Source organism: Gardnerella sp. DNF01144 (assembly GCF_049244245.1).
GTDB classification, from domain to species: domain Bacteria; phylum Actinomycetota; class Actinomycetes; order Actinomycetales; family Bifidobacteriaceae; genus Bifidobacterium; species Bifidobacterium piotii.
Genome location: NZ_CP058390.1, coordinates 866,066 through 881,806, shown reverse-complemented (window position 1 = coordinate 881,806; position 15,741 = coordinate 866,066). Strand labels below are relative to the sequence as shown.

General features: G+C 47.5%; 13 protein-coding genes. 4 read left to right on the top strand and 9 right to left on the bottom strand.

Annotation, left to right across the window (positions count from 1 at the left end):
- Nucleotides 1-22: 22 nt before the first annotated feature.
- The 3 genes from rpmB to HXT36_RS03520 all read left to right on the top strand — a co-directional run bounded on the left by rpmB (nt 23) and on the right by HXT36_RS03520 (nt 4,238).
- A complete protein-coding gene (gene rpmB, locus HXT36_RS03530) occupies nt 23-217 on the top strand; it encodes a 50S ribosomal protein L28 (RefSeq protein ID WP_004105392.1) in 195 nt (64 codons plus the stop codon).
- Nucleotides 218-467: 250 nt separating this feature from the next.
- On the top strand, nt 468-2,981 hold the full coding sequence (locus HXT36_RS03525; protein ID WP_421778579.1) for an ATP-dependent DNA helicase RecG: 2,514 nt from the start codon (nt 468-470) through the stop codon (nt 2,979-2,981).
- Nucleotides 2,982-3,089: 108 nt separating this feature from the next.
- On the top strand, nt 3,090-4,238 hold the full coding sequence (locus HXT36_RS03520; RefSeq protein WP_020757721.1) for a PfkB family carbohydrate kinase: 1,149 nt from the start codon (nt 3,090-3,092) through the stop codon (nt 4,236-4,238).
- Between the two features lie 275 nt (nt 4,239-4,513).
- On the opposite strand, the gene HXT36_RS03515 is transcribed toward HXT36_RS03520, so the two are convergent.
- Nucleotides 4,514-5,935 carry an MFS transporter gene (locus tag HXT36_RS03515; RefSeq protein ID WP_020758532.1) on the bottom strand — a complete coding sequence of 474 codons (1,422 nt, stop codon included), beginning with the start codon at nt 5,933-5,935 and terminating at the stop codon, nt 4,514-4,516.
- 123 nt (nt 5,936-6,058) lie between these two features.
- Nucleotides 6,059-7,006, bottom strand: a complete 948-nt coding sequence (locus tag HXT36_RS03510; RefSeq protein WP_004131838.1) for a nucleoside hydrolase — start codon at nt 7,004-7,006, stop codon at nt 6,059-6,061.
- Nucleotides 7,007-7,248: 242 nt separating this feature from the next.
- Between HXT36_RS03510 and HXT36_RS03505 the strand changes: the two genes are divergently transcribed.
- On the top strand, nt 7,249-7,830 hold the full coding sequence (locus HXT36_RS03505; RefSeq protein WP_410294012.1) for an RsmD family RNA methyltransferase: 582 nt from the start codon (nt 7,249-7,251) through the stop codon (nt 7,828-7,830).
- Between the two features lie 380 nt (nt 7,831-8,210).
- On the opposite strand, the gene trmD is transcribed toward HXT36_RS03505, so the two are convergent.
- From trmD to cysS, 7 genes are all read right to left on the bottom strand, one after another.
- Nucleotides 8,211-9,071 (bottom strand): tRNA (guanosine(37)-N1)-methyltransferase TrmD, encoded by an 861-nt coding sequence (trmD, locus tag HXT36_RS03500; protein ID WP_421778578.1) that lies wholly within the window; start codon nt 9,069-9,071, stop codon nt 8,211-8,213.
- Nucleotides 9,072-9,102: 31 nt separating this feature from the next.
- Nucleotides 9,103-9,687, bottom strand: a complete 585-nt coding sequence (rimM, locus tag HXT36_RS03495) for a ribosome maturation factor RimM (RefSeq protein ID WP_415680743.1) — start codon at nt 9,685-9,687, stop codon at nt 9,103-9,105.
- An 8-nt stretch (nt 9,688-9,695) separates the two neighbouring features.
- Nucleotides 9,696-9,929 carry an RNA-binding protein gene (locus HXT36_RS03490; RefSeq protein ID WP_016636230.1) on the bottom strand — a complete coding sequence of 78 codons (234 nt, stop codon included), beginning with the start codon at nt 9,927-9,929 and terminating at the stop codon, nt 9,696-9,698.
- A gap of 2 nt (nt 9,930-9,931) precedes the next feature.
- Nucleotides 9,932-10,405 carry a 30S ribosomal protein S16 gene (rpsP, locus tag HXT36_RS03485; RefSeq protein ID WP_016636229.1) on the bottom strand — a complete coding sequence of 158 codons (474 nt, stop codon included), beginning with the start codon at nt 10,403-10,405 and terminating at the stop codon, nt 9,932-9,934.
- Between the two features lie 707 nt (nt 10,406-11,112).
- Complete coding sequence (locus HXT36_RS03480) at nt 11,113-12,210, bottom strand: endonuclease/exonuclease/phosphatase family protein (RefSeq protein ID WP_421778577.1); 1,098 nt, start codon at nt 12,208-12,210, stop codon at nt 11,113-11,115.
- Nucleotides 12,211-12,244: 34 nt separating this feature from the next.
- Nucleotides 12,245-13,939, bottom strand: coding sequence for a signal recognition particle protein (ffh, locus tag HXT36_RS03475; protein WP_421778576.1), 1,695 nt, complete (start codon nt 13,937-13,939; stop codon nt 12,245-12,247).
- A gap of 81 nt (nt 13,940-14,020) precedes the next feature.
- Nucleotides 14,021-15,607, bottom strand: coding sequence for a cysteine--tRNA ligase (gene cysS, locus HXT36_RS03470; RefSeq protein ID WP_421778575.1), 1,587 nt, complete (start codon nt 15,605-15,607; stop codon nt 14,021-14,023).
- Nucleotides 15,608-15,741: the final 134 nt, after the last annotated feature.

Here is a 15,741-nt window from a genome sequence, read left to right as displayed (position 1 = left end):
TCAAAGAAAATAGGAGTCCATTATGGCAGCTCGTTGCGCAGTATGTGGCAAGGGACCGCAGACCGGTTTCAGTGTTTCACATTCGCACATTCGCAATAAGCGCACCTTCCGCCCGAACCTTCAGCCAGTTCGCACCACCATTGATGGCGAAAATGTTCGCCTTCGTGTGTGCGTAAAATGCATTAAGGCAGGCAAGGTTCAGCGTGTTGAAGCGTGAATCGCGTGTTAAATGTAAGGCCCTGAGCAGTGCTCGGGGCTTTTTTTGTTCGCTCCGACCTGCCTTCGCGCTTAGACCGCGCGCGCTACATTTCCGCTTTTTGTACGTGTTTTGGGTCGAATTTGGTACAAAGTGCGGAGTTGTTTGACGGATTTTGTAGTCCTATACGCTGTTTTGAGCTACAAAGTGCGGAAAGTTGTGCGAGCGTTACGGCGCGCTTAAAGCGTAGCGCAACGATTATAATCGAAGTATGGCAGCACGCATAACACTTAACACAGCAATATCGTCAATCGTAGGCAACAAGCGCCGCGTGTCTGCCTTAAAATCGCTAGGTGTAGTCACAGTAAAAGACGCGCTAACGTACTACCCGTTTAGAGTCACAAATCCGCTAAAACGCACGCATTTAAGCCAAATTTTGCCAGGTCAAGAAGTGGCGTTTTGTGCGATTATACAGTCCATAAACATAGTGCAAATGAATGCGCGAAGAGGGTACCGCCTAGACGTAAACGTTTCGCAAGATGCCTCGCGCGCTCAAATCGTCTATTTTTCAAAAAGCAGACAATATGCGCAATGGGTTGGTAGCCGCATGAGCGTTGGTCAAACCGTTGTTGTGGGCGGCACGAGCGGTGCGTTTAATGGCGTTTTGCAATTTACGCATCCGCAAGTTATAAGCGTTTTGGCGGCGCGTAGTGATGATGAGAAGTCGAGCAACGATAGCAATGCGAGCAACGATGAGAAGTCTAGCGCGTCTGTTGGAACATCTTCTGGCGATTTTACTGCGCAAAGTGTTGAAGAAGCGTTTGAAAAGTTATGCGCTCCTCGGCCGATTTACCACGCAAATTCGCGAATTTCTAGCGACCATATTCATGAGACGATTTTAGGATTATTGCAACTTTTTAAGAGTTGCGATAGTGGCGATTTTGCGCCTGAATCCTTGCCTGAATCCTTGCCTGAATCCTTACCCGAATCTCTTCCTGAATCCCTGCCAGACATTCTTCCACAATCCGTAATCGTAAGTAAAAATCTTATGCACCGCGCGGATGCGTTTGAATCAATCCACAATCCGCAAAACAAAGAGGATTTTGCGCGCGCAATCAACACAATGCGCTTTGAAGAAGCGTTTATATCTCAAATCGCTGTTTTGCAATCTCGCGAGAATTCGCGCCTAGGCTCAGCTTACAAATGCAAAAATAGTGCTTTAAGGCATCAATTTGAAGAAAGTTTGCCATTTGCGTTGACGGAAGGCCAAAAAAACGTTATTAGCGAGATTACGGAAGATATGCAAGGCGCGCAAGGCGAATCGCAAGCAGCCGATGATTCGCAAGCAGCCGCACTATCAGGCGAATTGCAAGCAACCGACGAATCGCCATTAAAACCAATGCGTCGCCTTTTGCAAGGAGAAGTCGGCTCTGGAAAAACGGTTGTTGCAATGAGCGCAATGCTTCAAGCTGTTGGTTCGGGCCATCAAGCGGTTCTTGTTGCGCCAACTCAAGTGCTGGCTCATCAACACGCCGAAAATTTGCGCAAAATGATTGCACGCGCGCATATAAACGTTGAAATTACGCTTGTAACAGGCGGAATGAAGCTGGCGGATCGAAGAAGCGCCCTGGCAAAAGTAGCAAGCGGCGAGCCTGCGATTATAGTGGCCACTCATGCCGCATTTTCCGCCAGTTTTAAGCCCACAAACCTTGCGCTGGCTATAATCGACGAGCAACACAGATTTGGCGTTGAGCAGCGCGATTCGCTTATACGAAAAATGAGCAATAATGCGGATGTTCATCTTCTTGTTATGACGGCTACGCCAATCCCTAGGAGTGCTGCAATGACTTGGTTTGGCGATTTAGACGCGTCTTACTTAACGGAGCTTCCAGGCGGCCGCAAGCCGATTCGAACGTTTGTTATAAACGAGTTGGATTTTGCAAAAATGGCAGCTATGTTTAGCCACATTCGCTCCAGGATTGACGCAGGGGAGCGCGCGTACGTTGTTTGTGCGCGAATTGACGATGACGATAGCGGTGATGGTGATAATGGCGATAATGGCGATAATGGCGATTCGCATTATGGTGCGGTTGCTGGCGATTTTGGCGCATACGAATCTGATACATTAAACGATTCGCAAGTTAATTCGCAAGTTAACTCGCAGGCCGATCTTCAAGTTCACACAGTATCGCAAATTTCAACTCGTCTTAAAAACCTCGCTCAATTTAGTGGCGTCAATTTTGCTGAGCTTACAGGGCGCACAAGCGACGACGAGAAGCGCAAAATTATGAGCGACTTTGAAAGCGGAAAAGTGCAAATCTTGGTTTCTACAACCGTAATCGAAGTTGGCGTAGACGTTGCAAAAGCAAGTTGCATAGTGATTTTTAACGCAGAGCGATTCGGGCTTGCGCAGCTTCATCAGCTTAGGGGCAGAGTCGGGCGCTCTGGCACGCAATCATGGGCTTTTCTGGTATCTGCAGCTCAAGACAACGAGTTGGCAGCAGAGCGTTTGCAAGTTGTAGAAGAATCGCTAGATGGTTTTGTAATCGCGCAAAAAGACTTGGAGCTTAGAAACGCTGGAGACGTTTTAGGAGATAGTCAATCTGGCGGAAAATCAAGCTTAAAGCTGCTTCGAGTTGTTAAAGACGCGCATATTATTGCAGACGCAAGGCAATGCGCAACTTCGATTCTTGCAAGCGACCCGACTTTGCAAAATCACATGCAACTCGCTGGAGCGGTTTTAGACTTTACTCGTGGAAGTAGCACTGCGATTTTGAGCAATTAGAAGAAAATCGAGAAGAAAATCGCACAATTTTTTACAATTTACGTGCGAAAAAGACAATTTTTGAATATTCTAGAGATATAAGGTAAAAACGCGAGAGACGAGGCAAAGATGACTGAACGCGAACAACAAATATTGTCGTGGATTCAGCAGAATCCTATGATTAGTCAGCAAGAGCTTGCAGATTTAGCTGGCATTACGCGATCGGGTGTGGCTGCGCACATTTCTAATTTGATTCGCAAGGGATACCTTAGAGGCAAAGGTTACATTGTTACGCCACCAAGCTACGTGACTGTAATCGGCGGAATAAGCATGGATGTTTTGGGAATCGCGTGCGGAGATCTTATGGACTACACGTCGAACGCTGCAAAAGTGCGCTACGCGCTTGGCGGAGTTGGGCGAAATATCGCAGTTGCTTTAGAGAGGATGAACACGCGCGCAAGTCTGGTCTCTGTGTACGGAGGCGACCACAATGGCGAACTGTTCAAAATCGACGCATCTGTAAACGGACTAGACATAGGATACTCAAAGCAGCTGCCAGACGCAATGACAGCGTCTTACATGTACGTTGGAGACGCTTCTGGTCAAAGGCTTTTGGCACTAGACGATATGAGCATCTACGATTACATGACGCCAGACTTTTTGCGTGAAAGAATATCAATCATAGAAAACGCAGACATTGTTGCGCTCGACACAAACATTTCGCAAAAGTCATTTGAATGGGTGTGCGATAACTACCATAAGCCGATTATGGTGCGCGCAATAACGGATGCAAAAGCTACGAGAATACTTTCGCGCTTAAATTGCATTGATACTCTTGTTTTAGACACTGCAGAATCGCAAGCGCTTACTGGAATTTGCGCTGTAGACGAAAGGTCAGCTGTGCAATGCGCAAAGGCGCTGCTTAAGCGCGGAGTAAAGCGCGTGTTTGTTAATTCTGGGCGAGAAGGCGTTGCGTATGGAATTCTTGGGGAAGGAATTGCATTTTACCCTGTTCCTTTGCGGCGCGTTCAAAGAATGATTGTTTCTAGAGGAAACGGATCCGAAGGCGCTAAGGCTGTTGGCAACGACAACGGTTCTAGCGATACTGCGACTGCTGCTTTGATTTACGCGCGATACAACCACTTTGACAATTCTAAGACTGGGCGATTCGCGGTTGCTGCTGCTGCGCTTAACATGGAGTCTGTTGAAGCTGTGCACGAGGCGATGACGCCAGAGCTTGTTGAGGAGCGTATGCAAAGCATTCATGAGCGTGCGTGATACTCGCTCCGACCTGCATTCGCTTAGAGCGAGCGAACGATGTGACGCTTTTTGTACCACATTCCACCTAAAAATGGTACAAACTCTGGAAAAATCTTCCGCATTTTGTACCAAATTTGACCTAAAAATGGTACAAACTCCGGAAAAAACTTCCGCATTTTGTACCATTTTTGACCTAAAACACGTACAAAAAGCGGAAAATCGCTCGCGCGCTACAGTGTGCTGTAACTCGCGAGCGATTTTACCTGCCTGAGCAAGCGCAGTCTAAGCGCTTATCAGTCGCAATCTTCTGGCTTAGGAATCAAGAACGAGCATGCAAACGCTAGCGCAAGCAGCACGATTCCAGCAATCATCGAAGCAACGTAGCCAGTTGTTGCTCCAGCGTTCTGCGCAAAATTGGTCATAACAGCGTAAAGAATCGCAAAGCTCAATCCTGCACCAAGGTTAAACGCGCCAGCATTCATGCCAGGCAAATATCCAGGATTATCTTTAGGAGAAAGCACAATTCCAAGGCCGTTAAGCATAATGTTTGCAACACCTGCGTAGCTAATTCCAAGCCACAAAGAAAGCACTACAAGAGCGCAAACAGAAGGCATTTCAGCAACGTACATTCCAAATACAACGCCAAGAACGCTTACAAGGATTCCAGCGCGCAAAACGAGTCGGTATCCAAACTTTGCAGCAAGCATGCCAGCAACAGGACCAAACACAAAGCCAATGATTGCGTAAGGTGTAAGAGTTGCAAAGCTAACCACACTTGCGCTCATTGCAGCTCCAGACTTAACATCTTGTGCAAGCTGTGGAACAACGCCATTCATGATTGCAAAAACGCCCGTCATTGTAAGAAGCGTGCAAGAAAGCAATCCCCAAGTGCGGCGTTGGCTCATATATTTTGTAGAAACAAGCGGAGCGGAGTTTTTGCCCTCTACGTTCCAGAAGATTACAAAGAAAACGATTGCAAGAACTACAAGAACTGCAACAAGAGTCAAGTTGGCGCTAGCAAGCTTGCCGATTTCGTTAATCGCAAGATATGCAGCCAAGAACGCGATGCCAAGCGTTACAACACCAACCCAATCCATCTTAGGAGTGTCTTGCGCGTGCGATTCTTCAGTCTGGAATATAACCAAAAGAACTGCAATCACGCCGATTACAGCCATTGTACAAAACACGGATCTAAATCCAAAGTTGCCTGCGAGCCAGCCGCCTGCAAGTGCGTCAACGCCTGCAATTCCGCCATTTACAGACGTTAAAATTGCCATCAACTTTGCGTAACGCTTTTCTTCGCTAACGCGCACGCGCAGCATAATCAAGCACATTGGCACAACTGGACCGCTTGCGCCTTGAAGGATTCGGCCAATCATAAGAACCGTAACATTTGGTGCAATGGCGCTAATCACGCATCCTAAAATGGTTGAAATCAGAATGCCTGTAAGTACTTTTTTGCGGCCAACAAGGTCTGCCAAGCGAGGTAGGAATAGCGAAAACAGCGCTGCTGCAGTAAAGAACACGGTTTGTGTTAGCGCGATTTGCGTATCCGTTGTTTTAAGCTCGTGTGTCATAGTGGCGAGTGCTGGGGAGAGCATGGATGCGTTTAGCTGGAACGCAAAAATGGCCACTAGAAGTGCGGTCATAAGTGCTACGATTGAGCGTCCGCCCTTGTCTAACATGTGTGGAGCTGGAGATGAAACCTCAGTCATAATAACTCCTATATATTGTTTGGTTATTAGGGATCTTCTCTTGTTAGGGATTTTCTCTATTATCTTTTATTTATTTGTTTGATGTATATTGTTTGACTATTTGGTTTATTTGACTTACTTGACTTATTTGATTCCATCGATTCGCTTTAGAGCGTCGATAATCAAATCCCAGAACTTGTTAAAGTCAAGCTTAGTGGCCACTTGCGTGTGGCATTCGCTTGCGGATGGCTCTGGTCCGCGCAAGTCTGCAACCGTCATTCCAAGTGTTAAATCGCCTTTAATTTCAACGTCTAGAGGGCATCTGCGAGTTTGTACAACACTGTGGTCAATCAAGTACGCAACCGTGCAAGGATCGTGCACAGGTGGGTCAATAAAATCTTGATTGTTTTGGTATGTTTTGCGGAAGAAGTCCATCAAGCCGCTTGCAAACGCAGAAAGAGGTGTGCCGATTGCGTCGATTTTAGCTTGTACTTGCGGTGTGCAAAGTGCTTGGTGCGTTAAATCAAGACCAACCATTGTAATAGGCCAATCTTCATTAAACACAACGTGAGCGGCTTCAGGATCTACCTTAATGTTAAATTCTGCGACCGCGCTCCAATTTCCAACGTGGTAGCCGCCGCCCATAAGCACAACTTCCTTAACGCGGCTAACGATTCGCGGCTCCATTCGCGCAGCCATTGCAATGTTTGTAAGTGGGCCAGTTGGAACAAGTGTAATCGTGCCTGGCTCGCTGTTCATAATCGTGTTGATAATCCAGTTTACTGCGTGGCCTTCGTCTAATGGGCGAGTTGGCTTTGGGAGAGTTACTCCGTCTAGGCCAGTTTCGCCATGAATGGATGCAGCCACTTCTAGCGGGCGAATCATTGGGCGATCGCATCCTGCGTGAACTGGAATGTTTGTTGCGTGAGCCATTTCTAGCGTTGCTCGCGCGTTGTATGTTACTTTTTCGAGGCTTTGATTACCGCCGACTGTTGTTACGCCAATCAAATCAATGTTTGGGTTGCCAAGCGCTAGAAGAATTGCCATCGCGTCGTCGTGGCCAGGGTCGCAATCTAAAATGATTGAAGTCATTGCTGCTCCTTAGTTGTTTAGTTGTATGTCAGTTGTATTTGGGATTTAGATATTTTATGCTTAGGCTTTTTAGCAAACTTCATTGTTTAGCGTAGTTTGGGATAAATCGCCAGAAACCAGTGCTAAGCAACATTTGTTGATGTTAATAAACAAATGACCAATACAATTTTAACAAGGATAAAATTTGACACAAGTAAAAAAGATGCATAAGGCAAAATAAATTAAAATGATATGCTTAAAATATGCACGTAATTGCAGGAAGATTTAAAGGCACGCCATTATGCGCCGCAAAGTCATGTACAAGACCAACAACAGACCGCACAAAAGAGGCGATTTTTTCTAGACTTGACTCGTGGGGAGTGTGCGGGGGAGCGCGCGTACTCGACTTATTTGCTGGAACCGCGGCGTTGGGTGTAGAGGCGATTTCTAGGGGTGCAAACGAGCTGGTGTGTGTAGAGGCTAACGCGGCTGCGGCGGCACTAATTGCAAAAACCGTTAAAGTGCTAGAAAGTCAAAGCGCGTGGAGCCAGGATTTAAGCGTGCGCGTAAATAAAAAGCGTGCGGAGCAGTTTGTGCAAGACTACAGCGGCGAGGCTTTCGATTTGGTGTTTATAGATCCGCCGTACGCGTTGGAGACGGCACAAGTTGAGCTTTTGATTGAAAACATGGTTAATAGGGGAGTTGTGAGCGCTGCTGCAGATACGTTGATTGTTTTGGAGCGTAGCGCGCGCAGCGTTGCTCCTAAGATTTGCGCGGGGTGGGAGATTTTCGACACGCGAAACTATGGCGAGACTGCCGTTATGTTTATTCAAGCTACGCGTTGACCTTTATTTGCGTTTAAAGATTTGCCAAGCTAGGTAGAGATTCGAGATTTTTCGCCGCGAAAGAGGTGAGCCTCAGCGCCGAAGGTGGTGACTCGCCGAGAGAGCAAGAAAAATCGAGAATCTCAGGCGACTAGCGATACGCAAAAGTTTTAGCATGCAAGAGGGCTGGGTGATTCTTGGTCGAACAGTATAAGAGCGGCAGCCGATACCAAACAATCCAATGACTCACCCTACAAACAAACTTCAACCAAAAACAAAATCAAAGCCAAATCGGAACAACCGCAACAACAGACTACACGTAAGAGGCGGAGCGTTGTGAGACAAGAAACACCCAGCCCTCCTACACACCAAACAAGGAAATGCGCTAGCGATAGCTAGATTTATAGGCGCTTTGGCGAATCGCCAGAAACCTCCCATCCAAGGCTAATCAGCGTTTTTCTATCCTGCTTACTAAGCGACTTGCAATCAAGTTTTTCAATCAAATCTGGTCTAATTTGACTTGTGCGCTCCAATGCATCGTCTCTACGGAATCGATCCACTTTAGCGTGGTCGCCCGAAGTAAGAATCGCAGGCACACTAATGCCGCGCCAAGTTGTTGGACGCGTGTACTGGTGATGCTCAAGAATCGCGTCCGCGCCCGTGTATGACTCTTCCACAATCGACTCAGGATTTCCCATAAAGCCTGGAATCAAGCGCGTAATGGCCTCTACCATAACGCTAACAGCAACTTCGCCGCCGTTAAGAACGTAGTCGCCAATCGAATACTCGCGCACATCTAAGCCGCGTGATTTGTAGTATTCTGGGATTCGCGCGTCGTAGCCTTCGTAGCGGCCACATCCAAACACGAGTCGCTTTGCGTTTGCTAATTGCGTTGCGTCTTTTTGCGAAAACAGTGGTGCAGAAGGATTTGGGAAGATTAGAATTGTGCCGTTATCAACGCTATTGTTTGCGATGCAGTTATTGTCGTCGCAGACATCGCAGACATCGTCGCTGTTATCTGAGATATTATTGCCACTAAAAAGCAGCTCATCAAGGCACTCCGACCACACTTCGGGCTTCATCACCATTCCAGCGCCGCCGCCAACTGGTGTATCGTCAACCGATTGATGAACGTTGTGCGTCCATCTTCTAAGATTGTAAGCGTTGATTTTAAGCAGGCCATTATCTTGCGCTTTGCCGAGCAAGCTTAAATCAAGCATACGAAAATATTCTGGAAATACGGAGATTATGTCGATTTGCATTTTTATAAGCCTTAAGCTTAAATCCTGCGCATTAAAGCCCAGGGATTAAGCCGCCTGGAGGGTCTAAAGTTAAATATTCGTCTTTAAGATTTACTTCTGGAACAAGCGCTTGAACAAAAGGAACTAGCGCAATTTTATCATCGCCAACTGGCTCCAAAAGGCGGATTTTAAGCAGCGACTGAGCGCCGTCCACAACGTCTACGACTTTGCCGATTTCGCGAGGAGCAACACCAAGTGAATTATTCTTACAAATGCGCGCGCTAAGGCCTACTAAATCCTTAATATACCAGGCGTTTTCTTGCTCTAATTCTTCCGCGCTTTGAGCCTTAGTGTAAAGCTCCAAGCCGTTTAGGGCCTCTGCGTCGTTACGATTTAGGCTTTGTTCAAAAAGTAGAATCCAGCGGTTTTTGAAAGTGCGAGAAGCTTCGATTGTAAACTCGCGCTCGCCGTCTTGCGTGTAAAGCACATTGCCTGGTTCAAAGCGATTATAAGGTTCGTCGGTAAATACCTGAACCGTGACTTCGCCTTTTAATCCTTGCGCTTTTCCAATACGACAAACCCTCAGTAGGGTGTTTGCACCTTGCTGAGGGTTGTCAAAAAGTTGGTTTTTAGCCACGTTCAATCTCACTTACGTACGTCCATAATGTCTACGCGCACGTTGCGATGGCTTAGAGCCTGCACAACAATACGAATAGCATTGGCGGTACGACCGTTTCTTCCAATAACGCGACCGATGTCTTCTGGATTTACGCGCACGCGCAAAAGTTCGCCGCGAGCGTTTGAATGAGAACGCACGGATACGTCATCTGGAAAATCCACAATGTTCTTAATGAGATGTTCCACAGCTTGAGCCAGCATAATTACTCAGCCTTTTCCTCGGCTTCAGCATCTGCTGCTGGAGCTTCTTCAGTGGCTTCTTCGGCTTCGTTCTTAGCGGCTTCTGCAGCAGCCTGAGCCTTTGCAGCGGCCTCGCTCTTAGCGGCCTTAAGCTTCTGAGCTTCGGCTTCTACAGCCTCAACGCGAGCCTGAGCATCTGGGCCAGCCTCAGAAGTCTTCAACGTGCCTTCTGCGCCGTCGAGACCCTTAAACTTCTGCCAATCGCCAGTAATCTTTAGCAGCTTCAACACTGGTTCGGTTGGCTGTGCGCCAACGCCAAGCCAGTACTGTGCGCGATCAGACTTAATCTGAATCAAAGATGGCTGCTTGTTTGGATCGTAGATGCCGATCTCTTCGATGGACTTGCCGTTACGCTTGTTGCGCGAATCAGAAATTACAACGCGATAGAAGGCGTAGAACTTCTTGCCCAATCTCTTAAGACGAATCTTGGTTGCCAAAATGGCTCTCCTTATAACTAGAGTCGTAGAATTTCGCTCGGGTGTGGGGCACTCCTCGCGAGTTCCACTGTTCCTCGCGTGGTCGATAAGAGGGCTTCGATTCACGCGAATAACTTTTCTATTATGACTGATTGCGTGGACTATACGCTCCGACCTGCCTTCGCGCTTAGAGCGTAGTGCGCGAACGATATTTCCTATTTCCTATTTGGTGTTGTAGGAGGGCTGGCTAATTCTTGTCTCACAACGCTCCGCCTATTACGTGTAGTCTAGAGTTGCGGTTGTTCCGATTTGGCTTTGATTTTGTTTTTGGTTGAAGTTTGTTTGTAGGCGTGTGTCATTGGATTATTTGGTATCGGCTGCCGCTCTTATACTGTTCGACCAAGAATCACCCAGCCCTCTTGCATGCTTAAACTTTTTCGTATCTTTCATCGCCGAGATTCTCGATTTTTCTTGCTGCTTCAGCGAATCACCATTTCATGCTGAGGTTCGCTTCATTCGCCGCGAAAAATCTCGAATCTCTACTTCACTTAGTGGAGTAATGTACGCAAAGAGCATTGTTATTCGGGCGAAGAAGCGCTTTGACTGAGCTTGAAATTGCATAACGCATTTCAAGCTCCTTCAAAGCGTGATTTGGCTCAAGCATAAAGTCCAGTGGACTTTATGTGCCAAATCAGCCGAGCGGCTACTAATAGCCGTGAGGAATAGAGCTAGAGGAGGAGTGAAACGCAAACGATTAGCGCAAAGTGGTCGCTGCCGTCCACGCGAATTGTGCTTTGCTCTGTGGCTTTAGCGCTGCAGCCTGTTGATTTTACTAGCACATGGTCAAGCGCAAGATTTGGCCATTTTTGCCACGTTGGCCATGTTTTTAGTCGCTTTCCAATTTGCATTGATGCGTCTAAAAATCCTGATTTTAGTAGCGCTCTAAAGCTTGGGTGGTCTGGAGTAGAGTTTAAGTCTCCGCCGATTATTGTGACTTTTTTGCATCCGCTTTTATTGTGATTTTCGCCGATTTTTGCAAGCGACATTATTCCGCTGCTCCAAGCATCGCACCCGCGCATAGGCGACTTTGGATGCGCTGAGGCGAATGTTATTAGAAGATTTTCCGCGGAAGAATCGCAAGCCTCCAAAGATGAGTCGCAAGCAACCGCCGTAAAAATTGGCACGTTTGCTGCATCAATCTTAATCGACTCGCCAAAAGATTCCTTAATATTGCTTAGTCGCGTATAAATCGCGTTAAAGCCGCCATTTTCGTTTTTGTTTGTATTTCCCAATTGCACATGCGCAAAATCGCGTTCAATCCCAAGCTTTTCAAGGCTTTTTACAAGTTTTTCGCTCACTTCTTGTAAAAGAATCGTATCGATTTTATGCGTTTTTGCGATCTTTATTATTTGACTTGCGTTTGCGCGGCCATATCTGCAATTAAGCGTCATAACGCGGATTTCTAGTGATTTTTCTGGCGATGATTCTGGTGATGATTCTGGCGATTTTTCCTGTTTTATTCGCATCAATCTTCTTGCAAAATACGGCGAATACGATTTCAAAGAGATTAAGAATAACAGTGCATATGCAACGCACAACAATACGTAAGATTTATAAAATCCATTTTGCGAGCGTGCTGCAACTGCAGCCACAGCGCTGGCGATTAGCACAAAACCTGCGCAAAGCGGCGCAATTGGAAGCAGCGCAATAACATAGGGCAGCGGTTTTAGACCGTCTGCTCCAGCTGGCAGCCACCTAAGCAACTGCCAAACTAGAAGCAAAACAAGCGCAACAAGTAAAATCGCAAGTAAAATCGAGTAAATCATCTACTGGTTATATAGATTATTTGCATTATTTGCATTATCTGCCGAAAAGTCCTGCGAGTCCGCCACCCAAATTAGGCGGCAAATCAGGCATTCCGCCAGCAAAATCACCTTCGCCACTCATAAGATTTTGAAGATTTTCTGGCAAATTATTAGGTAAATCCTGCTTCTTCTTCATAAAGGCAGATTCGCCAGCGTCATCGCCATCATTCGCATAAGAATTTCCAGACAAGCGGTCTCTAAGCGCGCGCTCTTCGGCCTCGCGGCGCATAGGATTGCCAGACTTTCCGCCCTTCTTCTTGCTCTTTTTGTCTTTGCGCTTAGACTTTCCTGCGCCGCCGCCAAACCCAGGAATTCCGCCCATTCCAGGCATTCCTGCGCCGCCGCCATTGCTCATGCGCTTCATCATCTTAGCTGCTTGCTCAAAGCGTTGCAAAAGCGCATTCACCGCGGAAACTGAAACGCCTGCGCCAGCTGCGATTCGCGCGCGCCTAGAACCATCAATAATCTTGGTGTCTTTGCGCTCCTTAGGCGTCATCGAGCGAATAATCGCCTCTGTGCGGTCTATCTCGCGGTCGTCAAACTGCTCAAGCTCTTGCCTGTGCGCCGCCATTCCAGGCATCATGCCAAGAATCTTCTTCATAGAACCAAGCTTTTTAACCTGCTGAAGCTGATCCAAAAAGTCATCTAGTCCAAAAGTTCCTTCAGATATTTTGGCGGCCGCTTTTCTAGACTCTTCCTCGTCAAACTGCTTTTGCGCATTCTCAATAAGCGTTAGAATATCGCCCATATCGAGGATTCTGGAGGCCATTCTATCTGGGTGGAAAATCTCAAAATCCTTCAAACCTTCGCCAGTAGAAGCGAACAAAATCGGCTTGCCCGTAACGCTTGCAACAGATAGCGCAGCACCGCCTCGCGCATCGCCATCTAACTTAGAAAGCACAACGCCCGTAAAGTCAACGCCCTCATTAAACGCTTGAGCCGTGCGAACAGCATCCTGACCAATCATGGCGTCTATAACAAACAGGATTTCTTGCGGATTAACAGCATCGCGAATTTCGCGCGCCTGCTGCATAAGAGCGTCGTCCACGCCAAGGCGACCAGCGGTATCGATAATAACCGTGTCGTACATTTTTGCGCGCGCGTAGTCAATGGAATCTCGCGCAACTTTAACAGGATCCCCAGTGGCTAAACCAGCCGAAACAACTTCGCTGCCGCCATCGCTTTGCACGCCTCGCTCTGGCGCAAAAACCGCCACGCCTGCGCGCTCGGCAACAACCTCAAGCTGCGTAACGGCGTTAGGGCGCTGCAAATCCGCTGCAACAAGCAAAGGCGTATGTCCCGAATCCTTAAGCCAGTAGCCCAATTTTCCTGCGAGCGTTGTTTTACCAGCGCCTTGCAAACCAGCAAGCATGATTACGGTTGGGGGGTATTTTGCAAAATTCAGCGGTCGCTCAACGCCTGCGCCCAAAACGTTTGTAAGCTCGTCGTTTACAATTCGCACAACCTGTTGTGCAGGATTTAGTGCGCTAGAAACCTCTTCGCCTAGTGCGCGCTCGCGGATTTTAGCTGTAAAAGATCGCACAACGTCTAGAGCTACGTCTGCGTCTAAAAGCGCGCGGCGGATTTCGCGAATCGTGCCGTCTATGTCTGCGTCGGATAATTTGCCTTTTCGACGCAAGTGCTTGAATGCGCCAGAAAGTCTTTCTGTTAACGAACTAAATGCTGCCATAATTGCTCTATTCTACAGGTTGTTTGGAACGTTTTGTTATGTTGCTTTTTATTGCTTTTATTATGTTTACATTGTTTTTGATTAAGACAAATGCCACGATGAACCTTGTGCGCAATCTTCGATTACAACGCCAGCGGCGGTTAAAGAGTCGCGAATCGCGTCTGCTCGTGCAAAATCCTTAGCAGCGCGCGCAATCGCCCTTTGTTCTAGCTGATTTGTAATCAAAGATTCAAGAGCTTTGTGTTCCGCGCTTGCGCCACTATTCGCGCCTTCGCTCAAATCTTGCGATTTTTGCGCGTTGCTTCGCCATTGTGGGGAGTAAGGGTCTAGCCCAATCGTGTCTAGCATTGCGCGAACTTGCAAAACACAAGTCTTAATAAGGTTTTTAATACTATCGTTTTGGCTATCGTTTTGGCCTTGCGCATAGTCGTCCAAAAGCGCGTTGCCAGAGCGAATCGCAGTAAAAATCGCAGCCAGCGCGCCCGAAACGTTAATGTCGTCGTTCATAGCTTTAGTAAAATCTTCTGGAAGATTATCTGCATCAACGCTTTGAACTTCCGCATAATCTGGCTGATTTTCGATTACGCGGCCTGCGCGCTCGAGGAAGTTAGATATGCGATCATAAGCCGATTGTGCCTCGTTCAAAGATTGATCCGACCACTCCAGCATTGCGCGATATTGCACGCCGCCTAGCGCATATCGCACAACCCACGCGGATTTTTGAGCCAGAACAGATGGAACCGAAAGGCCGTTTCCAAGGGATTTGCTCATTTTTTCGCCCTTAGATGTAACCCAAGCGGAATGCATCCACACGTTTGCACTCTTCCATCCAGCAGCGAGTGTTTGTGCCATCTCGTTTTCGTGGTGTGGGAAGCGCAAGTCTAGTCCGCCGCCGTGAATGTCGAAGGAATCGCCAAGATAGCGGTGACTCATCGCCGAGCATTCAATGTGCCATCCTGGTCTGCCTGCTCCAAACGGCGTGTTCCAGCGCGCGTCTTTTTGGTCAAAATCGCAAGGTGCCTTCCAAAGCGCAAAATCGCGAGCATCGTGCTTATCTGGGCTTGCGTCAGCAGGGTCAACTGGGTTGTATTTGTCGGCTTTGTTGGCTTCATTGCTGCCATCTGAATTGCCATTTTGATGCGTAAGTGCGCCGTAATCCTGCCAACTTGGAACACTAAAATACACGTTTCCAGTAGGATTGCCATTCGCATCCGTTATTTCGTATGCGTGGCTGCGATCAATCAAGCGCTGTATAAGTTCCACCATGTCGTTGATGTGACCTGTTGCGCGCGGCTCCACAGTTGGCGGCATAACGCCAAGCGTGTTGTAAGCTTCAGTAAACTCGCGCTCGTAAATGTAGGCGCGCTGCCACCATGTTTGGCCATTTTCGCTAGCTTTTTTGATGATTTTATCGTCTATATCTGTAACGTTTCTAACGAAAGTAACGTTGTAGCCAAGGCGCAAAAGCCATCGGCGAACAACGTCGAAGGCGATTGCTGCGCGAATATGACCTATGTGCGGCGAGCTTTGCACGGTTGCGCCACACACGTACATTCCAACGTGACCAGGAGTAACGGTTGTAAACTCGCTAGTGCTGTGAGTTGCCGTGTTGTATAAGCGCAATCGCGCGGCTGCTGCTGTAAGAGTTCTGTTCGTATTTTCAAGCATAATCTCAATTATATGTTTAGCTAATAACTCAATGTGTTTAAGTAATAACTCGCGCTTTGAGCACGCCGTAACGCGCGAACGATTCGACGCACTTTGTAGCTTTGGTCGTAGATAGGCGTAGGACTATGATTGCA